Consider the following 22249-nt stretch of genomic DNA (forward strand, 5'->3'; position numbering starts at 1 on the left):
CTTTCGAATCAGAAAAGAGTCAAGATTCCGATCGTTTGTTCATCGCCAACCAGACCGGAGTAGATCATTTTTCCAGCGACATAGACGATCACCGCCAGACCGAGATAAGCTATCCACTTATAGCGCTCGATATATTTGGCGATGATGTTGGCGGCGAGCCCCATTAGCGCCACCGACAACAACAAACCGACAACCAATATGCCGGGATGTTCGCGCGCGGCCCCAGCGACGCCGAGGACATTATCGAGGCTCATCGATACATCGGCGGCCATTACCGCCCAGGCAGCGGCCCAAAAGCTTTTCTGCGCCTTAACACCGCTATGTTCATCGCCAGCAATCTCCGGCGAACCCGGCGATTCTCCTTCATGGAAAATCTCGCGATAAAAATTCCAGGCGACCCAAAGAAGAAGCAACCCGCCAGCAAAGACCAACCCTACAATTTGCAACAATTGCACGACGATCAGCGCAAAAATTATACGCAAAACCAACGCTGCACCGATACCCAGCATGATGACTTTGCGTCGCTGATCCGCAGGCAATCCGCCCGCCAGTGCGCCGACAACAATCGCATTGTCGGCAGCAAAAACAAGATCGATAAGAATAACCTGGCCAAAGGCAGCCAAAGCTTCCGGCGACCCCATGTTGGAAAAATCATGAACAATTGCAGCCCAGATTTCCGCCGGTGAACCCAAACCACTCGGCACCGCAGCAGTCAAAATCGTCAGCAGATCAATCATGAAAAAATCGTTTCCCCAAAATATGTTACACTCGGCATAGGGTCATAAAAGTCATGAAGCAAGGCGCGCCATTGGGCATATTCCGGTGATTTGCGGAATCCGTTGCGGTGCGCCTCAACACTTTTCCATTTAACCAGTAAGAGAAACTGATTCGGCCGATCGACAGAGGGGCGAACTTCTATGGATTGAAAACCTGACTGCGCAGCGATAAGCGGCTTTGCTTTTTGCATCGCTGAGACAAACTGGTCGGACTGACCCGGTTTTACCTGCAGCAAAGCCTGTTCAATAATCATCGCGGCGGCGCCCCTCCCCGCAATCCTACTGATTCATGCTGTCGAAGAAATCGTCGTTGGCTTTGCTGTCCTTCATCTTGTCGAGCAGGAATTCCATCGCGTCGATCGTGCCCATTTGCATGAGGATACGGCGCAGCACCCACATTTTCTTGAGCTTGTCATCTTCGACCAGCAATTCTTCCTTACGGGTACCGGATTTGCCAACATCCAGTGCTGGGAAGATCCGCTTGTCGGCAACTTTCCGGTCCAGAACAATTTCGGAGTTACCGGTACCTTTAAATTCTTCAAAGATAACCTCGTCCATCCGGCTGCCGGTATCGATCAGCGCGGTTGCAATGATGGAAAGCGAGCCGCCTTCCTCAATATTACGCGCGGCACCGAAAAAGCGTTTTGGACGTTGCAAAGCATTGGCATCCACACCGCCGGTCAAAACCTTACCGGAGCTTGGAACAACCGTATTATAGGCGCGGCCCAAACGGGTGATGGAGTCGAGCAGGATGACAACATCATGCTTATGCTCAACCAAGCGTTTGGCTTTTTCAATAACCATTTCAGCAACTTGCACGTGCCGTGTCGCAGGTTCGTCAAAGGTCGAACTGATCACTTCGCCCTTTACCGAGCGCTGCATATCGGTCACCTCTTCCGGCCGTTCGTCGATCAGCAGAACGAGCAGATAGACTTCGGGATGGTTGTCGGTAATCGCCTTGGCAATATTTTGCAGCAACACGGTTTTACCGGTCCGCGGCGGCGCCACGATCAAGGCACGTTGGCCTTTACCTTGGGGCGAAATAATATCGATGACGCGAGCGGACTTGTCTTTGACCGTCGGGTCTAGACTATCGAGTGTCAGCTTCGAGTCCGGATAAAGCGGCGTGAGGTTATCAAAATTCACCCGGTGACGCACCGCATCGGGCTCGTCGAAGTTGATCGCCGTCAGTTTGGTCAGCGCAAAATAGCGTTCCCCATCCCGCGGTGCACGGATTTCGCCTTCGACCGTATCACCCGTGCGCAAACCGAATTTGCGAACCTGGTTCGGTGAAACATAAATATCATCAGGACCAGCGAGATAATTGGCTTCTGGCGAGCGCAAAAAGCCAAATCCATCGGGCAGCACTTCAATGGTGCCAAGGCCCATGATCAGTTCATCATTATCCGCAAGTTCTTTGAGAATCGCGAACATCAGATCCTGTTTGCGCAGGGTTGATGCGCCTTCAACGCCGAGTTCTTCCGCCATAGAGACTAGATCAGCAGGCGATTTTTCTTTTAATTCTTTTAAATGCATGGAGATTTATCCAAAAATATCAGGAAGTTATATATTGTTTTTGCATGTGTGCAGCGTGTGCGCCGTCAAATTTTCACATGAAAGATCGCCCGGACGGGCTTTGGCGGTCAATTACGCCTTTGCCCTTTGGCTGTCAACAAAAGCTGAAACCAAAACGGACAGACCCGATCAGAACGGTTTCACAATCACCAAGATCACGGTTATCGCCGCCGCAATTCCGGGCACTTCGTTGACCAACCGTAGCTTTTTATCCGTCATCGTCCGTTCGCCGCGCGCGAGTTTTTTGACATAGCCCATCATCCAGCCATGATAGCCGGAGAGCAGCAGGACAATAAGTAATTTCCCGTGGAACCAGCCCTGGCTGAACGCATCGATATGATAAGCCAGCAACAATCCTAAAACCCACGTGATGATCAGCGAAGGATTGAGAATGATCTTGCGAAGCCTGTTCTCTCGCTCAATCCATTTGGAATCTTCTTCTGATCCGACGACTGATTCCTGATGATAGACGAAAAATCGGGGCATCATGAACAGGCCGGCCATCCAGAAGATGACAAAGATAAGATGAGCAGATTTTAACCAGAGATAGAGCATGGAAAGATATTCATTCATTGCCGGACAAGTGTAAGCAGCTTTTCAACATGTTCAATGGGCGTGTCGGGTAAGATGCCATGACCCAAATTGAATATGTGCGGGCGGTCTTCAAAGACTTGCAAGATGTGTTTGACAGATTTTTCAAGAGCTTGTCCGCCTGCAATCAGGGCAAGAGGATCAAGATTGCCTTGCAGGGGCAGATCGGCTGGCAAGGTATCGTGCGCCCATTGGGGATCCACGGTTTCATCCAGACCAATGGCATCGGCGCCAGTTTCATTGGCATAGGCGGCCAGCTTTGCCCCCGCTCCCTTTGGAAAACCGATAATCGGCAGATCGGGATGGACGGCTTTTATCCGTGCTATGATTTCTGCGTTGGGGGCGACTACCCATTTTTCAAATTGTGCAGGAGAAAGGGATCCTGCCCAGCTATCGAAAAGCTGAACCGCGTCGACACCTGCATCAATCTGACCAAGCAGATAGGTAACGGTATTATCAATAATCGCGCTGATCAGCTCTGAAAAAGCTGCTTCATCGCCATAAGCATAGCGTCGCGCGACACCCTGATCCTTGCTGCCTTGCCCATGCACCATATATGTTGCGACGGTCCAGGGGCTGCCGGCAAAGCCCATGAAGGTGGTTTTGTCGTCCAGCTGCGAAGCGACACTGCGCACCGTGGCATAAATAGCCTCAAAATGCTCCGGAGCAGCCTCAAGAGACGATAAAGCGGCATCGACGAGCCTCGGTGCCAGACGGGGTCCTTCTCCCGTCTCAAACCAGAGCTTCTGACCCATGGCATGAGGCACGATCAAAATGTCGGAAAACAGGATCGCTCCGTCAAAGCCAAATCGCTTTATCGGTTGTATGGTTACCTCTGAAGCTGCCTCAGCATCATAGCAAAGTTCCAAAAAACCGCCTTTTTGCGCGCGAAGCTCGCGATATTCCGGCAAATAGCGTCCGGCCTGACGCATAAGCCAGACGGGCGTTTGATCTTGTTTCTTGCCGCGCAGAGTGTTGAACAAAGTTTTTGGAGAGTCGGTACCGTCAGACATAAGATAAGGGTCATCCCATATAATAATATAGTATATTTATAGAATCTTGTTGATGATGATAGTGCGTGGAAAGAGGCGGTAACGCTGCTCTACCGAGATTACAAACAGATTGACAGATGGCTGTTAACGAAAATTTTACCGATTCCCGATTTTGGTCCCCATTATCCACAATCTGTGGATGAAATTTCCAAAACTTGACGGACTGTGGATAGAATTTGGGATGACGGGGATGAAAATGGAGGCTCCAAAAATCCCGCATTCATCCCTTGCTTTATCCACAATGAAATCACAGGGTTGCGGGTATGAATAGGCTTCACCTTCACATGCTGTCTGACTCGACCGGAGAGACACTGGAAAATATCGCAAAAGCGGCCTTGGCACAATTTGATGGCGTGGAAATCATCAAACATTTCTGGCCGATGGTGCGCTCCGAAACCCATCTGAACCGGATATTGGTCGAAGTTGCGGATAATCCGGGACTGGTTATTTTTACGTTGGTAAACAGTGATATAAGGGCGCGGCTGGAGCGGGAATGCCGCCATTTGGGGCTACCGGTAGTGCCAGCACTGGATACCGTGACCGATGCCCTGTCCAACATGTTAGGTCAGGAAGCAAAAGCGCGACCAGGTCGCCAACATATACTGGATGCCGCCTATTTTGAGCGGGTCGAAGCGATTCAATTCACCATCGCCCATGACGATGGGATTGGTTGGGAGAATTGGGAAGAGGCAGATATTGTTCTTGCAGGTGTTTCACGCACATCAAAAACGCCGACATCAATCTATCTCGCCAATCGGGGCTATAAGACCGCCAATATCCCGATTGTTCCGGAATCACCGCCGCCGAACGCGCTGTATCATTTGAAAAACCCTCTGGTGGTCGGATTGGTGGCGGGCGCTGGCCGTCTGGTGCAGGTCAGACGTAACCGGCTATTGTCTCTCAACCAGGCACCGGAAACGGACTATGTAGATGAGGAAAAGGTAAAGGCGGAAATCCAGTATGCCCGGCGCATGTTTGCAGATAACGGGTGGCCGACGATTGATGTGACGCGGCGTTCGATTGAGGAGTCTGCTGCTGCGATCATAAATTTCTATAATGAGCGCCACATTAGCTCGACGAAAAGCGTGAAGGATGAGGGCAATGGATGATCCGGTGACGGAACCCATGCTTGTTCTGGCCTCGAAGAGCAAGGCGCGACACGCCATGCTTGAAGCGGCAGGTGTAGTCATTGAATCCCTTCCGCCCAATGTTGACGAAGAGGCTTTGAAAGCTGGTTTGCAGGCTGATGGTGTCACGGCGCGGAATCTGGCTGACGCGCTGGCCGAAGCAAAAGCCGTACGCTTGTCGCGGCGGATCGGTCCGGCGCTGGTGCTTGGCGGGGATCAGGTTCTTGCGCTGGAAGACGGCTCCATGCTTGATAAGCCATTGGACCGCGATGACGCCAAGGCACATTTACAATTGCTATCCGGTAAGAAGCATAAACTATTCAGTGCAGCGGTGATCGCAGATCAGGGATCACCGGTCTGGCGGCATGTTGACATCGCGACTTTGACCATGCGGCCATTGAGCGACACGTTTATTGACAGCTATGTTGAGGCAGAATGGGATAATATCCGCCATTGTGTTGGATGTTATGAAATTGAAGCCCACGGCGCGCAGCTTTTTTCTGACATTAAGGGGAATCACTTTACAATCATGGGCCTGCCACTGCTTCATTTGCTCGACTATTTGCGCGTCAGGGGCGTGATGACGTCATGACCGAAACGCTACCATATGCCGAAGTGATCGGTGACCCGATTGCCCATAGCAAATCGCCGATCATTCATAATTTCTGGCTCAAGAAACTGGGTATAAAAGCCAATTATCAGACTTTCCGCGTGAAACCGGATGAACTGGCGGATTATATTTCTGATCGTCGGGATGATCCAAACTGGCAGGGTTGCAACGTCACGATTCCACATAAATTAGCGGTGATGGATCATGTATCCGACCCGGGAGATGTGCGGGCGTCTATCGGTGCCATGAACACCATAGCACGTAATGACAGCGGGGATCTTTTTGGCACCAATACGGATGCAGGTGGTTTTTTTGCGCCGATCGCCGATGTGCCGTTAAGCGGTCAGGATGTGATTGTTGTCGGGGCTGGCGGTGCTGCACAGGCAGTGTTGTTTGCCCTATCCCGTATAAAGGTTGGATCGGTGACTATCATCAACCGCAACGTGTTGAAGGCATCGGCCCTTTTGGCGCGCTTTGGCTTGAAGGGGCAGGCGTTGGAACATGGCTCGACCCTTCCGCCCGCCCGGCTCCTGGTAAATGCCAGCGCACTTGGCATGAAAGGGCAGGACGAGTTGACCATTGATCTTGATGGTCAACCGGACGACGCGATTATTTACGATCTCGTCTATGTTCCGCTGAAAACCAAATTGCTCAGGGCTGCGGAGTCTCGTGGTCTCGATACGATTGATGGATTGACAATGTTAATCGGGCAAGCTGCTGTCGCTTTTGAAATTTTCTTTGGACAAGCTCCGCCGCTCGAACATGATGTTGAGCTTAGAAAGCTACTTGTCATATGACTGGTCCGATGATCATCGGACTTACCGGTTCTATCGGCATGGGAAAGTCCACTGTTGCGCAAATGTTTGCCGATGAAGGGGTACCGATATTTGACGCCGATGCCGCCGTACATGTCTTGCAGGGTCCCGGCGGCGCTCTTGTCGCGCAGATTGAAGCCCTGTTTCCCGGCACAACTGACGAAAAAGGAGTAGATCGTCAAAAACTTGGTCCTGCGGTGCTTGGCAATCCGGATGCCCTAAAACAGCTCGAAGCGCTCATTCACCCGGCTGTTGGTGCGATGCGGATGGATTTTTTAGAAGATAATAAGGCTGCACCCATGATCCTTTTCGATATTCCGCTCCTGTTCGAAAAAAGCGGGGCGGCCGGTGTCGATCATGTGATCGTGGTGTCCGCCACAGAGGATGACCAGCGTGAACGGGTTTTGCGCCGGCCCGGTATGACTGTGGACAAGTTTGAGAAGATTAAGTCCTTGCAAATGCCGGATGAAGAAAAACGCAAACGCGCCGATTTTGTCATTGATACATCAAGGCCTCTCGAAGAAACACGGCAGCAAGTGCAAAATACCATAGAAAAATTGAAAGCTTCCCTTGCGTAACCGGAAATTGAGTCCGATATTGGTCTTATGCGCGAGATAATTTTCGACACCGAAACCACCGGATTCGACCCGCAAAGCGGCGACCGGATGGTTGAGATAGGCTGTATTGAAATGATCGACCGGGTTGAAACAGGTAACAGTTTTCACTGTTATTATAATCCCCAGCGCCCGATGCCCAAATCAGCGGAAGAAATACACGGGCTTTCCGATGTCTTCCTGTCGGACAAGAAACTCTTTGCTGATGGTGCAGAAGAATTGCTTGAATTTCTCGGCGATGCCGATCTGGTCGCCCATAATGCGCAATTTGATTTCAATTTCCTCAATGCCGAGCTGGTCTTGTGTGGAAAAACCGCAATTTCGCAATTTCGCATGGTCGATACGCTGGCTATTGCGAAGGTAAAGCATCCGGGGGCAAAGCTGTCTCTCGACGCGCTCTGTAGTCGATACGGCATTGACCGTAGTCATCGGGTAAAGCATGGCGCGCTGCTGGATGCCGAACTACTGACACAGCTTTATATTGAGCTTACTGGCGGCCGGCAAATCGGTCTTGGTCTGGCGGATGACAAGCCCGCTGCGGAAACTAAAGAACGCCAGCCTTCACAAAAGGAATCGGCGCTACGCAGGCAGTTTATTGCACCGCGACCGCATAGTCCCAGCACAGAAGAACTGGAGCGTCATGCCGCTTTCATGGAAGGTATTAAGGATCCGCTGTGGGCTGAAACCTGACCAGCGAGATATCTTTTCCGGCTGAATATCTATAAAATAGTGCGTAACCATAATGGAGAAAAAATATGGAAATTCGTGTTTCAGGACATCAGGTGGACACCGGCGATGCGCTACAAGGCCATGTTGACGATCGAATGAATGCGATAGCCGACAAATATTTTCCCAAGGCGATTTCCAGCCATGCAACATTTGGCAAAGCCCCCCATAATCACTTTCAATGCGATATTGTGTCCCACATCATGACTGGTTTGATGTTGAAGTCAGAGGCCAAGGCTGGCGATGCACATCAAGCCTTTGACCAAGCGGCGGACAAGATTGAAAAGCAGCTTCGTCGATATATGCGCCGTTTGAATGATCACCATGTTCAGGCGCAATATGCGGCAAAACAGGAGGAGGCAGCTTACCGCGTATTTGACGCCGGTGACGATGAGGTGGAAGTCGAAACTGTTTCCGAAGACCCGCCCATTATTGCTGAAACCAGTACCGATATCCCCGAAGCAAGCGTATCCGATGCGGTGATGATGATGGATTTGCGCAATACCAATGCGCTATTGTTTAAAAATGCTGGAACTGGATCACATAATATGGTTTACCGCCGCGCGGATGGTACTATCGGCTGGGTCGAACCACAGAAATAGCGCCTTTTCGATATTGATTCCCCCGGTTCGCCAGAAAAACTTGGCGGACAGATGTTTGTGATCAGCTGCATCCTGTGATGGCGATTCGCCTCTTATGATGTTTTGCGTAGTGAAAATTCAGACCAGTGGGTCTGAGAGGAAAAAATGGAATATTTGTCAGTCTACATTGACCCTGCCGCCGTTATGGCGAGCGCCACGGTTCTATCAAAGCAGCAGATTTTTACCGTATTGGCGGAAAACGCGGCTCAATCATATGGTTTGGACGCAGATTTAGTGCTGGAACGGCTTCATGACCGTGAAACTATAGGCTCTACTGGTTTTGGCGGGTCGGTTGCGATTCCCCATGCAAGGATCAAACAGCTCGACAAATGTGTCGGGCTTTTTATTCGCCTTGCGGAACCCATAGGCTTTGATGCTCATGACGGTCAGGACGTTGATTTGATCTTTGGCTTATTGTCTCCGGAACAAGGTAGCGCCAATCATTTGAAAGCGCTGGCAGAAGTATCACGGTTTCTGCGTGATGAATCTGTCGTCACCAAATTGCGGGGCGCGGCGTCCGAGGATGCCCTATATGCGCTGCTTACGGGACAACAGGGTCAGCAAGCGGCTTGATCATGGCTGTCCGGAATGATTCAGATCAGGAAAATAACAACGGGTCACACGAACATTTTCGGGCTTTAGAGCGGCTCTATAAGGCAGCGCCGATCAATCAACTGTTCGAATCCGATCTTGAAATTTCCGAACGCGGTTTTGCGCGTATTACATTTGCGGTTGATGAGCGTCACTATCATGCAGCCGGCGCGGTTCATGGCACCAGCTATTTTAAAATGCTCGATGATGCTGCATTTTATGCCGCTAACAGTTTGGTTTCCGATCGTTTTTTACTTACCACCGCATTCAACGTCCTGTTTACCCGGCCGTTAAAGTCCAGCACTGTGACTGCTGAAGGTCGCTGGGTCAGTGGAAAAAGACGGGTTTTTGTTGCTGACTCCCGGCTTATTGATGAGGAAGGTGAGGAAATTGCCCGCGGAACCGGTACGTTCATGCGGTCGCATATCCCGCTAGCGTCTCTCCCCGGATATAAGCAGGATCTATGATAGAACCGCGGTTGTCTGCGGAGATGATTGTGCAGTCCTTGTTGCGCAAAGTAAATCAGGAGGGTGGCTTTGCAGCGGTACTTAGAAAAGGCGATCGAATCTCTGGCGCGATCCTCATAATATGCGTCGAAAAAGGTAAAGATCCGCGACTTTTGGAGAAAATGCCAAGTCTTGATGGTCCTGCGACCTGGCAGGTGATATGGCCGCAAAGCACTGATAATAAACAAAATTTAGACGGATATCTGGAACGCCGGAGCAGATTTGATCCGGACTTATGGTTAATTGAACTGGACGTCGCGGATGCGGAACGGCTCATCGCTGAAATGACCTGATTTCTTGACTTTGCTGCACTGCACCCTATTTCGCGACCAACTTTGAAGCGAAGGTTGTTCCGAGGGATTGTCCATATGGGCGCGGAATAAACATGCAGACGGAGGGAACAGGGATAAGCCGTTGGTTGGTTTTTTAGGCTTATTTACGCGGGCTTTTGGCTCGCACTGGACTCGCCGCATAAAATAACAGGTTTATGAGCAAAATTTTTAAAGCTGCAAGCGTGTTGTCGCTTGCATTTTCTACGGTCGCCGCTCTCGCAGTGACCGATGTGTCCTTCGCGTTAGAAGCCAATGACACTACTCCAGAATCCGAGATCATTATTGATCCTGATATGCTGGAATCTGCCGATGATACGACCCCGGTAATTTTTGGGGAGCTGAAGGAAGTAGCGGCTGCTATTCCCCAAGACGTTGTCGAAGCGGATCGGCTTGCTAACGAACAGCGTGCTGCCGTTGAAACAGTTGATTTTACCAATAATGGCGCTGGTTCATTGCGCGAACTGGTCCGACAGCAATCGGTGGATGGGGCGCTCAGCAAAGAGATGCAGTGCCTTGCTGGAACAGTCTACTTTGAATCCAAAGGTGAAACACTGGCCGGTCAGCTAGCCGTCGCACGGGTTGTAATGGCGCGTGCCAAATCTTCGCGCTTTCCTGACACCCTTTGCGGCGTTGTGTATCAGCGTAAGCAATTTTCCTTTATCCGTAACGGCAAAATGCCGCGGATTGACAAAGGACACCGCCATTGGCGCAATGCAGTTGCGATTTCAAAAATCGCTATGAACGATGGTTGGAAAAGCCCTGTCGAAGGCGCACTGTTCTTCCATGCCCGCTATGTATCGCCCGGCTGGCGGTTAAAGCGGATGGCAACGATTGACAATCATATCTTCTATCGGTGATACCGATTGACAAACTGATTTCATAAGGGCTCCCAATCGGGGGACTTTATTTTGTTCTATTTATGTTCTAGCTTCTTTTCATGATGATAGAACAAAGTGATTCGCCCCTATCAGTCGCCGCTCTGACACTGAATCCCGATCAGATCGAGGAAAATACGGTGCCATTAACGGGGGCTGCTGCAGTTGCCCGCGGTGTGGCGCGCCTCTTTTCCCGCCACGATATAATGGTTCTGTCTGAAGTCAGCCTGCCCAATAAGAGGCGAGCGGATCTGATGGGTGTTGATGCCAAGGGGCAGATCGTGATTGTGGAGATCAAGGTCGCGCGCGGTGATTTACTGGGCGACAATAAGTGGACAGAATATCTCGACTATTGTGACCGCTTCTACTGGGCATTGCCAAGCGATTTTGATGCATCTCCCTTGGATAGACCGGATTTTATGCCAGAACGCGCCGGGTTGATCATCGCCGATGCTTATGATGCGGAAATGGTCCGTTCTGCAGCAACCCATGCACTTGCCCCTGCACGGCGGAAAACAGAGACAATGCGTCTGGCACGTCGCTCCATGCAGCGATTATCGGTAGCCCATGGCTGGATCGACCCACAGGCACGGGAATTCTACTAAAATTTGGGTGAAAGACTTAGCCTTCAGGACCAAAAAATCGTCCAGTGGTTTCCGGTTTTTTCTCTTTATCCGCTTTTTCAATCTCGGCCAATATCGCAGAAGCGCGGCGATCGCGGGTTGCATAATCGCGCGCTGACAGGCCGGCCAGGGTATCGGTGCGATCTGGATCTGCACCGTTTTTCAACAATAGCCGTGTCATTTCAGAATCGCGTAGCTGGACAGCACGTATCAAGGCTGTTTCGCCGCGGTTATTGGTCTGATTGACATCGGCCTTTTTTTGCAGGAGTACTCTCGCTCCTTCGATAAACCGTAAGCGGGTGGCGAGCATGAGCGGGGTTGTGCCGCTTTTATCCCTGACATTCGGATTGGCACCTTTTTGCAAAAGAAATCCGGTCCAGGTGGCGTCTCGCCGCGCTACAACAATATGCAGCGCCGTCTCGCCTGTCGAAAGGTCCTTTGTGTTAACAATAACTGTGCCTGGCTCATTCAGGAATTTTGTGGCTTCGGTGCCATCCCGGTCTTTCACTGCTTTCAGAAAATTGTAACTCGTTGAAAATTGGGCATTTGCAACACCTGGAGCCACCAGCGAAAAAGCTGCCAATATCAGCGCGTAGAAACGAACCATCTTGTTTCCCTTGCGGATGTTTGAAAATCTGTTTCTGCCCCGAAGCATAATGAGCTGCCTTATATAAATTTAACGCGCGTAAACTCGAAAACCAGTTGCCGCCTGACAATAGAAGCCATCAATTATCAGTTGAATAATCATCCATAGCAGACCATGTCTGGCCGCATGATGAATAATTTACTATCTGCTTTTTCTGCTACCCTTTTAATGTTGCTTCTCGCCGCTTGCAACCCGGCCTCTCCCGGCAGCGCAGAAACCGAAGCTCCTCTCGCGGGAGCAGATATTGGTGGCAGTTTTACGCTAACCAATCAAGATGGCGGAACAAGTTCCGATACGGATTTTACCGGAAAATACCGGATCATCTATTTTGGCTTTACCTATTGCCCCGATGTCTGCCCGATAGATCTTGCGAATCTGATGAACGGCTTGACGTTGGCCGAAAAGGAAGACCCTTCTCTTGCGGAGAAAATCCAGCCGATCTTTATTTCGATCGATCCGGAGCGTGATCGCCCGGAACAACTGAAACAATATGTCGGGAATTTTCACCCCCGGTTGATAGGCCTGACAGGCAGTGTCGATGAGATTGCCGTTGTCGCAAAGAAATATCTGATCATCTACAATAAGCGCGAAAGTCCGGGTTTTAGCGAATATCTGGTTGACCATAGCCGGCAAGGCTATCTGTTCGGACCAGAGGGCGAACCAATTGCGCTGCTCCCGTTTGACGGTACCCCCCAGCAAGTTGCGGATGAGATTAAGCGGTGGACGCGGTAAACACCGAGCTTCCGTTCTGGGAACAACCACTGGACACGCTAGACCGTGCGCAGTGGGAAGCCTTGTGCGATGGTTGTGGCAAGTGCTGCTTGCTGAAGGCCGAAGATGAGGATGATGGTAAGGTCTATATGACCAACATTGCCTGCAAGCTTTTGGACACACAGAGCGCGCGGTGCAGCGACTATCGGCGGCGCCGCTATTATGTCCCCGATTGCATACGGTTGACACGCGGTAAGCTTGACCAATTTACCTGGCTTCCGGACAGTTGCGCTTATAAGATGCGGGCGCGTAATTTACCGTTGCCGGAATGGCATTATCTGGTCTCTGGTGATCGCGAAACGATACACGAAACCGGGAATTCAATCCGGGGCAAGGTGATAACGGAGGTGGAAGCTGGGCCGATTGAACAGCATATTCTGGACAGACCGCTCTAAGGCACGACCGGTCCCAACCGAAAGGGATGAATTCGAGATTGAACTCGAAGGTCGCTTTTACCCGCTGCAAGTCCGCAAATTGGCACAGGCGCGCTCTATTGCTGTGTCAGCTGACACAGTGAAAGGGGAGGTAAAGCTGACCATGCCGCGCTATGCCAGCACCGCCCAGGCGCTGCGTTTTGCCCAGTCCAAATCGGACTGGTTGGCGGAGCGCTTTGCCGATGCCTTGCCAGCGGTACCGATTATCAATGGCGCCGAAATTGCCTTTGCGGGGGAAAGTCATGCCATAAGATGGTCTGCTGAATATTCCCGCAAACCTTTGAAAATCGATGGCGAAATCCGCGTTGGCGGCCCGGAAAACCGGATTGAATCGCGTGTAATCAGCTGGATGAAAGACCAGTCGCGGGACATGTATGCGGAGGATCTGGCATTTTATTGCGATCGAGCAGAGGTCGATTTGCCCGCGCTATCGGTGGGCGATGCACGCAGACGTTGGGGCAGCTGTTCTGGACGCAAAGCCATAAGGCTGAGCTGGCGTCTCATCATGGCCCCGCCGATGGTCAGGCGCTCCGTGGTTGCTCATGAAGTGGCCCATTTGCGGCACATGAACCACAGCCCTGCTTTCTACGCACTGCTGGACCGGATTTTTGAAGGCAAACGCAATGAAGCGGATTGTTGGCTGAAGCAACATGGCGCTGCGCTGCACCTGATTGGCGCACCAATCAGATAGCAAGCTCTATTCTTCGGCTGGTTTGGGCAAGATCGAAACTGGTCCATCAGGTCGGTCAGCCGGCGGATCATCCGGTTCCCCTGCAGGAGTGCTATCCTCTTCTTCGCCCCGACCCAAAACCGAGTCAATCCAGTCCTGATCCAGCTGGGGCGGGCCGTCCTCCGCCTGTCCGCCCTCCAAATCATATTCCAGGCCTTGCCCCGTCTCGATGGGCATGCCGTTTTCGTCCACATAGATGCCGTCTTCCGGCGCCCCATAAAATTCTTCTTCATCCGGTTCCAGTTGCCAGTCGGGCAAGATCAGCTCGGTATCAAATTTTTCCGCTTTCCGTTTGGCCACGGCGACTTTCATGAAGGATGCGAAAGCCGCAGCAGGCGCGCGGCCTCCTTGCAGTCCGCGAACCGCTTTGGCATCGTCCCGGCCCATCCATACACCTGTGGTCAAACCGCTTGAAAAGCCCAGAAACCAGCCATCTTTATTGCTACTGGTGGTGCCCGTCTTACCGGCTACGGGCCGGCCAATCTGGGCGGCCCTACCGGTACCCGCGTTAACCGCGGTTTGCATCAGATCGGTAATACCAGCCGCGACCCATGGATCGACAAGCACCCGGCTGCCATCAAATTTGCTTTGGTATAGAACGTCCCCGTTCATCGTGCTGACTTTGGTGATTGCATAGGGCGTGATCGCAACACCCTTGGCATTGACCGAGGCAAAGGCCCTTGTCATGTCCAGAAGCCGGACGTCCGATGTCCCCAATACCATTGACGGATTGGTATCAATGGGCGTGGTAACCCCGAACCGGCGAGCCATGTTGGCGATGGTTGTGGTTCCGATATCATTGCCAATAGCCGCCGCAACGGTATTTTTCGAATAAGCGAAAGCGGAGCGCAGAGTGATATCACCGGCATAGCGTCCACCGCTGTTCCGCGGAGTCCAGTTGCCTATTTTGATCGGTTCATCCGTGACAATATCATTGGGCGTATAGCCGGCCTCCAGCGCAGCCATGTAGACGAAGATTTTCCATGCCGATCCCGGTTGACGCACGGCTTGTGTCGCCCGGTTATAGTTGGATGTTACATAATCGGTTCCGCCAACCATCGCACGCACGGCACCGTCGCGATCAATGGCAACCAATGCACCTTGTGTGCCGGCAGGGGCGCCGGTCTGGATAGCATTGGTGGCTGCCCGCTGCATATCAAGGTCCAGGGTTGTCCACACCTCAATCGGTTCCACCGCTTCGTCGATCAGAAGGTCGAGCTGCGGCAGAGCCCAATCGGTAAAATAGCGCACGCTATTCTGGCGCGGTTCAGGCGCAAGTTTGACGGCAGTTGGTTTGGTTTCAGCCGCCTGTGATGCGCTGATGGCTCCGGCATCCTGCATCACCCGCAAAACAACAGTCGCGCGGTCGATAGCGGCTTGCGCATCGGCAGTAGGTGAATAGCGTGATGGGGCTTTGACCAGCCCCGCAATAATCGCTGCTTCGGCAAGGCTAAGCTCCCCGGCACCATGTGCAAAGAACCGGCGAGAGGCGGCATCAATGCCATAAGCCCCGCCGCCATAATAAACCTTGTTGAGATAAAGCTCTAGTATCTGCTCCTTGGAAAACTTGCGCTCCATCGCCAAGGCAATCAGCATTTCCCTGCCCTTGCGGCCGAATGTCCGGCTGCTGTTCAGGAAGATGTTTCGGGCCAGTTGCTGGGTGATGGTCGAACCACCCTGCGCCCAGTGTCCCCGTTCCAGACGTACTTTAAACGAACGCGCAATTCCGATGGGATCAACGCCAAGGTGACTTTCATAGCGGCGGTCTTCCACAGCTATCATGGCGTCTTTCATGACTTGGGGAATATCTTCATAGTCCAGCCATTGGCCATAGCTGGGGCCCATGGAAAACAATTCTTTTCCATTCACGTCCAATACACGGATCATTTGCCCGTTGGGCGAGGATTTCAGGTCTTCATAGCCCGGCAGCGATGACCGGATGACCATCACCGCGACGACAAGCGCAATGAAGCCGAGCAGGCCAACGATAAGCCCGGTTTTTATTATCCGGGAGAGCCATGTTCGGACTGCTCCCGATTGTTTGCTGCGTTTTTTGCCCCGCGCCATATTGTCCCATTCACCATACGCTTACTATGCGTCTGTTTAGCGTGTTATCGTCTTACTGCAGGCTGAACGTTGTAGGACAGCGAAATTTTCAGCTATCTTTGGGTTCAAAATCCAATGCGGCGCTGTTCATGCAATAACGCAGGCCGTTTTCCGCCGGACCATCCGGGAAAACATGACCCAAATGCCCATCACAGCTGGTGCAGCGCACCTCGATACGGCGCATGCCGTGGCTGAGATCTTCGATTTCGGTGACGGCTTCGGCTTCGGAGGGTTCTGTAAAACTTGGCCACCCGCAGCCGCTGTCGAATTTTTTTGCTGCATCGAATAATTTTACGCCGCATCCGGCGCAGAAAAACTCGCCATCGCGTTTTTCCGCGTTGAGTTTTCCGGTAAAGGCGCGCTCTGTCCCCGCTTCACGCAGCACATGATATTGTTCTGGGCTAAGTTTTTCGCGCCATTCATCAGCGCTCAAGACGATTTTTTCCATGAAGCCAAGGTGGGGAGAAAAGCCGCTGGCGTCAAGCGGCGGCGGGCGAAGTTTACAATGTGCGCAATGTCCTTTCGGGTGTTTTTTGTGGTCTTGTAACAGTGGCTCGGAGCGGTTGTTCCCGACCAAAGTTCACACAAGTCACAGTCAGTTTCGGGCAGAATTTTGACATTTTCGGCCAAAACGAGCTGTGTATAGTTCAAAGATTGAGAAGGAGCGGATGGAAAATATCACAATGGCATTGGTGTGGGAAAGCCGGATATCCGGCCTGCAAGAGGCCGTGATCATAAATAATTAACCATTTTTTCAGTGCTTTGCGATAAAACCGGAATGTGGTGATGATTAATGCAACATTTCGGCTGGTTTTTCCGGCTTTGATGCTGCTGTGCGGCTGGATGCTTGTTGCGCCGGACAGTGCTGCGGCGCAGTGTCGGCTATGTGCGGCTCCACCGGACAGCGCGCCATCTGCGCGATCATCCGACAAGACCGAGACACCTCTCAATATCGAAATCACCGCCAATCTGGATTTTTCCAGACTGGCCCTACTTAATCGGGCGGGCGGTGAGGTTGAGATCGATCCACAATCTGGACAGCGCCGGATTAGCGGAGGATTGACGGATCTGGGCGGCTTATCCCTCAATGGCGAGGGGCGTTTGACCGGGGAACCGGGGCGTGTGGTGCGCGTGCACCTGCCGGAGAGGATCACATTAAGCGCCCCAAATGGCTCGACTGCCGATCTGGTTAAGCTCGACACCGATCTACCGGCGCAGGCACGGCTCGATCGTGATGGAAGGCTGAACTTCTCTTTTGGTGGCCGGTTGCGCGTAACCGGCAATGCCAGCGGCCAGTTTCGCGGCCGGATCGCGATTACCGCTGATTATGAGTAAACAGCCCCTGCGTAGTTTTTAGCGCAATCCGGCGACCTTTTTGGCCTGGGCAGCCTTTCGGGCGATGGTAAGCAATTCCTGTTCGACCAGCACATGTTCCGGCTGGCCGCTGCTTTTGAGGGCAATCTCCAGTACCAAAATCCGTTCGATCAGCCGCCCTATATGAGCGGATGACCAGATATTCAGCTGCCGCGCATAATTGTCGCGGTCTTTCCAGAACACGCTGGGATGATTCACCAGTTTGGCGATATTCGACCCCTGATCAACTTTGGCGCGCAGTTCGGCCAGCTTGTTCAGATGGCGCAGCATTAACCGGATCAGCCCGACCTCGCTAAAGCCGACGGTGCTGACTGCCGCAAGTTCACAGGTCAGTTTCCTGGTGTCGCCACTCACCGCGGCGTTGATCAAAAGCCCCAGATCTTCTTCGTCATTTTCTGCGCCAAGCAGATTGAGGAGTTCCGCCGCAGCCTCTTTCGGGCTATCCGGCGTGGCATCAAGATACAGCGCAATTTTTTCTACCTCGAGTCTCGCGAGAACAAGATCATTGCTGGTCAGGGCGGCTATTGCAGCTGCGGTGTCGCGCGACATGCGCACGCCTTCATCGCGCGCCATGCCGGAAATGGCTGAAACTGCATCGCTTTGCGAAGTTTCATAGCAGGTGGCGATCAGGGCATCGGGGGCTGCCGCGATTTTTTTGGCCAAGGCGGTTTTGTCCGCCATTCCCGCCGCGACTATGAATACCGGATCACCTTTGGTCTCGCTTTCCAGTAGATTCTCTATAGCTGCCGTTGCCCTCACCGCTTCTCCGCTGTTCAGGCGGACCATGATGAAGCGCTTGTCACCAAATAGAGATGCCGATGTCGCCTCGTCATTCAGCCGCGCTGCACTTTCGGTCAGATCTCCAATGGTGAGGTCAATTCGTTCCGCGGATTGAGCCAGCGGGGCCGCCAATTCATTGGCCAAAGCCTGACAGCGCGTCGCATTGGGGCCGCACAAAACGGCAAGCTTTATCGTCTCAGGTGCCGCATGAAAACGGCGCACAATTTCATTATCTTTGACTTTCACGGCTTCATTCCCCTGCCGTTGTCATTTGTCGTCCGCTACCATTAATTGCCGTTGTCAATTTTCATCGGTGCTGGCCTGTTCGCGCGCAAAGAGAGACAATCGTTTAACAATTTGATCGGCAACCCTTGTGGACAGGTTCTCCAGCGCTGTTTCTTCAGCCGCCACGGTGGCAAATTCCGAAGACACCACGTCAATACCGGCATCGGAGCCGGCGGTTGCATCCAGCACCACCTTGCTGTCGGACAGGCGGACCAGCTGATAGCGCGCGCGCAGGGTCCGGCGTTCCCGGGTGATGCGATCATTGCTGCGTACACCAAAGCCGGCAATTTTATCGTCCAGTTCGACGATCAGACGATATTTAAGGTCGCTGCCTTCCAAGGTGGATAGCTGATCATTCAGCGCATTGCGCATCAGCCATCCCGCCTTGCCCTGGATCGGTTCAACCTGGACGGCACCCAGCTGAGAGGCGACGACACTATTGGAACCACCGGAATATAGGGGTTGCAGACCGCAGGAAGCGAGCAGGGCGCTGGCTCCGGCGAGCAGAGAGATTATGCGCAGCTGCTTCATATAACGATATTCACCAGTCGGTCGGGCACCACGATTACCTTCTTTATGTCCGCTCCATTAATTGTACGCTGCACCTTCTCCGAGGCGAGTGCAAGCTCCTCCAGCACCGATTTATCACTGCCCTTGGCGGCGGTCAGCGTATCGCGCAGCTTTCCGCGCACCTGAACAGCTATGATCACTTCATCCTCGACCAGCAGGCTTTCGTCCACTTCCGGCCAGGGAGCATTGGCGATAATCTCACTTTCACCGAGCAGCGCCCAGGCTTCTTCGGCGATATGGGGAACCATGGGCGCAACAATCCGGGCCAGTGATTTTATGGCGTCATGACGATCTGCCGATGGCGCGGCTTTCTCGATCATGTTGACCAGCTCAAACACTTTTGCGACTGCCTTGTTAAACGACAGGGCTTCAATATCTTCGGCAACACCGGCTATGGTCTGATGCAACTTGCGTTTTAGCTTCTTGTCTTCGCCAGTTGGCGCAGGCTGATCCGCAATCGACACAAACAGGCGCCAAAGCCGCTGGACAAAGCGCCAGCTGCCCTCGATCCCGGCCTCGGACCATGGCAGGTCACGTTCCGGCGGACTGTCGGACAGCATGAAGAAACGTACGGCATCTGCACCATATTGGTCGATAATTGGATCAGGATCGACGACGTTTTTCTTCGACTTCGACATTTTTTCGATCCGGCCAATCTGGATCGGGGCACCGCCGGATGACTTGAATACGCCGCCTTCACGATGTTCGATTTCATCAGGGCTGTAATAGACGATCTGATCGGCCCCGGTATCCTGGTTTTGTAACGTTTCGAAATAAGTCTCGTGCGTCACCATGCCCTGGGTGAACAGGCTTTCAAAAGGTTCGGCAAAATCGAGCTTGCCAATCGATGCCAGTGCGCGCGTCCAGAAACGCGCGTAAAGCAAGTGCAGGATCGCATGTTCAATGCCACCAATATATTGCGACACCGGCATCCATTGCCTGACCGCATCGGCATCAAATGGCTGATCGTCCGGCTGGCTGGCAAAGCGCAGGAAATACCAGCTCGAATTGGTGAACGTATCGAGCGTATCGGTTTCGCGCCGCGCCGCCTTGCCGCATTTCGGGCAGTCGACATGTTTCCATGTTTCGTGGCGTTCCAGCGGATTGCCGGGAATATCAAAGCTGACATCATCGGGTAATGTGACTGGCAACTGATCCTTCGGAACAGGAACCGCACCGCAATCATCACAGTGGATGATCGGAATTGGTGTACCCCAGTAACGCTGCCGCGAAACGCCCCAGTCGCGTAGCCGCCATGTTGTCTGGGCTTTGCCCCAGCCTTCGGACTCGGCTTTGTCGATGATGGTTTGCTGCGCGGTCTCAACATCCATGCCGTCGAGCATGCGGCTGTTCACCAGCTTGCCGGGGCCCGTATAGGATTCATCGTGGATGGGCGCATCTTCGTCGCCTTCGGCAGCGACCACACGTGTTACCGGCAATGCATATTTGCGGGCAAAATCAAGGTCGCGCTGGTCATGGGCGGGCACGCCGAAAACAGCGCCGGTACCATAGTCCATCAGCACGAAATTCGCGACGAAAACGGGTAATTCCCATGACGGGTCAAGCGGATGGGTTGCTTTCAGGCCGGTATCAAAGCCCTTTTTCTCCATCGTTTCGAGTTCGGCGGCAGTCGTCCCGGTTTTTTTGCAGTCCTCACAAAAGGCAGCGAGCATATCATTATCTTGCGCCAGTTGCTGAGCCAGTGGATGGTCGGCGGACAAAGCAATAAAGCTGGCACCGAAAATCGTATCCGGGCGGGTCGAGAAAACCTCAATGGTTTCAATATTCTGCTGTTTTTCGGCCAGCGTGAAATGAAATTGCAGGCCTTGCGATTTGCCGATCCAGTTTTCCTGCATCGTGCGAACTTTTTCAGGCCATCCTTTCAGGTCATCGAGACCGGCCAGCAATTCCTCCGCAAAGTCGGTGATTTTCAAAAACCACTGGCTGAGCTTGCGCTTCTCCACCGGCGCACCGGAGCGCCAGCCTTTCCCGTCGATCACCTGCTCATTGGCGAGTACGGTCATATCGACCGGATCCCAGTTAACGGCAGACTCTTTACGGTAAACCAGACCGCCTTCGAACATGTCGATAAACAGCGCCTGCTCGTGACCGTAATAATCAGGTTCGCAGGTCGCCAGTTCACGGCTCCAGTCGAGAGCAAAGCCCAACCGTTTTATCTGGTTACGCATCGCTACGATATTGGCGCGGGTCCATTCGCCGGGATGGACTTTCTTTTCCATGGCTGCGTTTTCGGCCGGCATGCCAAAGGCATCCCAACCCATCGGATGAAGTACCTCGAAACCCTGCATCCGCCGGAAACGGGCGAGCACATCACCCATCGTGTAGTTGCGGACATGACCCATGTGAATGCGGCCAGAAGGATAGGGAAACATTTCCAGCACAAAGCTGCGCGGTTTTGGCGAGTTGTTATCCGCCTCAAAAACACCGGATTCGGCCCAGCGGGCTTGCCAGCGTTTGTCCGCCGATAAAGGGTTAAAACGCTGATCGGTCATGCTGGTCCTATAAGAATGTGGCCCGTTTCAGCAGGCCCGTCGTTGGATTAGTTGGTCGTCCCGCTCAATTGGTAAGGGCCCCACGCCGCAAGTCGCGCGCTTTGGTGAGGATGATCTGTTCCAGCTTCTGCGTCGTCGCAGCTTTTACCGGCGCATCTACCCAGGTGCCGCCATTGCGAACCTGCCGGGACGCCCCGACACGCAGCGCATCGGCGCGCAAATCCTGATCGAGGATGGAGATGTTCAACTTCATCCGCTCCGACGGGTTTTGCGGGTTCACATACCAGTCAGTGAGGATGACGCCGCCATTGCTGTCGGTCTGGGTCAGCGGCATGAAGGAAAGGCTGTCAAGTGTCGCACGCCACAAATAGCTGTTCACACCGATGGTGGTGATCTGTGATGCGGCAAGATCAGCTGTTGGTCGATCGTTGCTGGCACAGGCGGAAAGGCCCGATACGAGAGCCACGGCCGAAAGACCCATTACCAAAGGACGCATTTTCGGGGTGGACAAAGAAAGGCGGGACATGAACAAGCTCCTCATTGGCAGTCTGGCGGCATTTTTGGATTGCACCATCTGCCTGTAAAT

At 52.8% G+C, this 22249-nt stretch carries 27 protein-coding genes; 15 read left to right on the top strand and 12 right to left on the bottom strand.

Translation table 11 applies throughout. The features are described 5' to 3' along the window. Window positions 1–8 precede the first annotated feature (8 nt). From DK507_RS08960 to hemE, 5 genes are all read right to left on the bottom strand, one after another. A complete protein-coding gene (locus tag DK507_RS08960; protein WP_109356016.1) occupies window positions 9–737 on the bottom strand; it encodes a TerC family protein in 729 nt (242 codons plus the stop codon). Further along, window positions 734–1030, bottom strand: a complete 297-nt coding sequence (locus DK507_RS08965) for an antibiotic biosynthesis monooxygenase (protein ID WP_109356017.1) — start codon at window positions 1028–1030, stop codon at window positions 734–736. Before DK507_RS08965 ends, DK507_RS08960 begins: the two co-directional genes overlap by 4 nt. Window positions 1031–1055: 25 nt before the next feature. Continuing rightward, window positions 1056–2312, bottom strand: coding sequence for a transcription termination factor Rho (rho, locus tag DK507_RS08970; protein ID WP_109356018.1), 1257 nt, complete (start codon window positions 2310–2312; stop codon window positions 1056–1058). Window positions 2313–2480: 168 nt separating this feature from the next. Continuing rightward, window positions 2481–2924 (bottom strand): CopD family protein, encoded by a 444-nt coding sequence (locus tag DK507_RS08975; protein WP_109356019.1) that lies wholly within the window; start codon window positions 2922–2924, stop codon window positions 2481–2483. After that, entirely contained in the window at window positions 2921–3955 is a 1035-nt protein-coding gene (hemE, locus tag DK507_RS08980; RefSeq protein ID WP_109356020.1) for a uroporphyrinogen decarboxylase, read from the bottom strand. Before hemE ends, DK507_RS08975 begins: the two co-directional genes overlap by 4 nt. Window positions 3956–4257: 302 nt before the next feature. Between hemE and DK507_RS08985 the strand changes: the two genes are divergently transcribed. The 11 genes from DK507_RS08985 (at window position 4258) to DK507_RS09035 (ending at window position 11436) form a co-directional block, all read left to right on the top strand. After that, window positions 4258–5103, top strand: coding sequence for a pyruvate, water dikinase regulatory protein (locus DK507_RS08985; protein WP_109356021.1), 846 nt, complete (start codon window positions 4258–4260; stop codon window positions 5101–5103). 16 nt (window positions 5104–5119) lie between these two features. Beyond that, window positions 5120–5713, top strand: coding sequence for a nucleoside triphosphate pyrophosphatase (locus DK507_RS08990; protein ID WP_109356244.1), 594 nt, complete (start codon window positions 5120–5122; stop codon window positions 5711–5713). After that, complete coding sequence (aroE, locus tag DK507_RS08995) at window positions 5710–6528, top strand: shikimate dehydrogenase (RefSeq protein WP_109356022.1); 819 nt, start codon at window positions 5710–5712, stop codon at window positions 6526–6528. Before DK507_RS08990 ends, aroE begins: the two co-directional genes overlap by 4 nt. Beyond that, entirely contained in the window at window positions 6525–7124 is a 600-nt protein-coding gene (gene coaE / locus DK507_RS09000) for a dephospho-CoA kinase (RefSeq protein WP_109356023.1), read from the top strand. The genes aroE and coaE overlap by 4 nt, the downstream gene beginning before the upstream one ends. Before the next feature lie 27 nt (window positions 7125–7151). Further along, window positions 7152–7850 carry a DNA polymerase III subunit epsilon gene (gene dnaQ / locus DK507_RS09005; protein WP_109356024.1) on the top strand — a complete coding sequence of 233 codons (699 nt, stop codon included), beginning with the start codon at window positions 7152–7154 and terminating at the stop codon, window positions 7848–7850. A 65-nt stretch (window positions 7851–7915) separates the two neighbouring features. After that, window positions 7916–8488, top strand: coding sequence for a ribosome-associated translation inhibitor RaiA (gene raiA / locus DK507_RS09010; protein ID WP_109356025.1), 573 nt, complete (start codon window positions 7916–7918; stop codon window positions 8486–8488). A gap of 144 nt (window positions 8489–8632) precedes the next feature. Beyond that, window positions 8633–9100, top strand: a complete 468-nt coding sequence (locus tag DK507_RS09015; RefSeq protein ID WP_109356026.1) for a PTS sugar transporter subunit IIA — start codon at window positions 8633–8635, stop codon at window positions 9098–9100. A 2-nt stretch (window positions 9101–9102) separates the two neighbouring features. Next, complete coding sequence (locus DK507_RS09020) at window positions 9103–9585, top strand: PaaI family thioesterase (protein WP_109356027.1); 483 nt, start codon at window positions 9103–9105, stop codon at window positions 9583–9585. Beyond that, window positions 9582–9917, top strand: a complete 336-nt coding sequence (locus tag DK507_RS09025) for a DUF1491 family protein (RefSeq protein WP_109356028.1) — start codon at window positions 9582–9584, stop codon at window positions 9915–9917. Before DK507_RS09020 ends, DK507_RS09025 begins: the two co-directional genes overlap by 4 nt. Before the next feature lie 194 nt (window positions 9918–10111). Continuing rightward, complete coding sequence (locus DK507_RS09030) at window positions 10112–10813, top strand: cell wall hydrolase (RefSeq protein WP_109356029.1); 702 nt, start codon at window positions 10112–10114, stop codon at window positions 10811–10813. Window positions 10814–10893: 80 nt separating this feature from the next. Then, complete coding sequence (locus tag DK507_RS09035; protein WP_367889556.1) at window positions 10894–11436, top strand: MmcB family DNA repair protein; 543 nt, start codon at window positions 10894–10896, stop codon at window positions 11434–11436. Between the two features lie 16 nt (window positions 11437–11452). Here the strand turns inward: DK507_RS09035 and DK507_RS09040 are convergent, their stop codons facing one another. Then, window positions 11453–12061: an ankyrin repeat domain-containing protein gene (locus tag DK507_RS09040; protein ID WP_109356030.1), complete on the bottom strand. Its 609-nt coding sequence runs from the start codon at window positions 12059–12061 to the stop codon at window positions 11453–11455. Between the two features lie 165 nt (window positions 12062–12226). On the opposite strand from DK507_RS09040, the gene DK507_RS09045 reads away from it, so the two are divergent. Genes DK507_RS09045 through DK507_RS09055 form a run of 3 tightly spaced genes read left to right on the top strand, consistent with a single transcriptional unit; the run spans window position 12227 to window position 13996 of the window. Beyond that, entirely contained in the window at window positions 12227–12832 is a 606-nt protein-coding gene (locus DK507_RS09045) for an SCO family protein (protein ID WP_367889557.1), read from the top strand. Then, complete coding sequence (locus tag DK507_RS09050; protein WP_109356032.1) at window positions 12820–13266, top strand: YcgN family cysteine cluster protein; 447 nt, start codon at window positions 12820–12822, stop codon at window positions 13264–13266. Before DK507_RS09045 ends, DK507_RS09050 begins: the two co-directional genes overlap by 13 nt. Then, window positions 13235–13996 (top strand): M48 family metallopeptidase, encoded by a 762-nt coding sequence (locus DK507_RS09055; protein WP_109356033.1) that lies wholly within the window; start codon window positions 13235–13237, stop codon window positions 13994–13996. Before DK507_RS09050 ends, DK507_RS09055 begins: the two co-directional genes overlap by 32 nt. Window positions 13997–14002: 6 nt before the next feature. Here DK507_RS09055 and DK507_RS09060 read toward each other — a convergent pair whose 3' ends face one another. Together DK507_RS09060 and msrB are read right to left on the bottom strand one after the other, a co-directional pair. Beyond that, on the bottom strand, window positions 14003–16102 hold the full coding sequence (locus DK507_RS09060) for a transglycosylase domain-containing protein (RefSeq protein ID WP_109356034.1): 2100 nt from the start codon (window positions 16100–16102) through the stop codon (window positions 14003–14005). Window positions 16103–16190: 88 nt separating this feature from the next. After that, on the bottom strand, window positions 16191–16589 hold the full coding sequence (gene msrB, locus DK507_RS09065; RefSeq protein WP_109356035.1) for a peptide-methionine (R)-S-oxide reductase MsrB: 399 nt from the start codon (window positions 16587–16589) through the stop codon (window positions 16191–16193). Window positions 16590–16927: 338 nt separating this feature from the next. Between msrB and DK507_RS09070 the strand changes: the two genes are divergently transcribed. Next, a complete protein-coding gene (locus tag DK507_RS09070) occupies window positions 16928–17476 on the top strand; it encodes a DUF4402 domain-containing protein (RefSeq protein ID WP_254054315.1) in 549 nt (182 codons plus the stop codon). A gap of 18 nt (window positions 17477–17494) precedes the next feature. On the opposite strand, the gene holA is transcribed toward DK507_RS09070, so the two are convergent. From holA to DK507_RS09090, 4 genes are all read right to left on the bottom strand, one after another. Beyond that, on the bottom strand, window positions 17495–18541 hold the full coding sequence (gene holA / locus DK507_RS09075; RefSeq protein ID WP_109356036.1) for a DNA polymerase III subunit delta: 1047 nt from the start codon (window positions 18539–18541) through the stop codon (window positions 17495–17497). A 54-nt stretch (window positions 18542–18595) separates the two neighbouring features. Beyond that, window positions 18596–19111: an LPS assembly lipoprotein LptE gene (lptE, locus tag DK507_RS09080; protein WP_109356037.1), complete on the bottom strand. Its 516-nt coding sequence runs from the start codon at window positions 19109–19111 to the stop codon at window positions 18596–18598. Then, window positions 19108–21663 (bottom strand): leucine--tRNA ligase, encoded by a 2556-nt coding sequence (gene leuS / locus DK507_RS09085; protein WP_109356038.1) that lies wholly within the window; start codon window positions 21661–21663, stop codon window positions 19108–19110. Before leuS ends, lptE begins: the two co-directional genes overlap by 4 nt. 64 nt (window positions 21664–21727) lie before the next feature. After that, window positions 21728–22144 carry a DUF3576 domain-containing protein gene (locus tag DK507_RS09090; protein ID WP_254054331.1) on the bottom strand — a complete coding sequence of 139 codons (417 nt, stop codon included), beginning with the start codon at window positions 22142–22144 and terminating at the stop codon, window positions 21728–21730. Between the last annotated feature and the right edge of the window lie 105 nt (window positions 22145–22249).

This window comes from Sphingorhabdus sp. EL138, assembly GCF_900258045.1.
Taxonomy (GTDB): domain Bacteria; phylum Pseudomonadota; class Alphaproteobacteria; order Sphingomonadales; family Sphingomonadaceae; genus Parasphingorhabdus.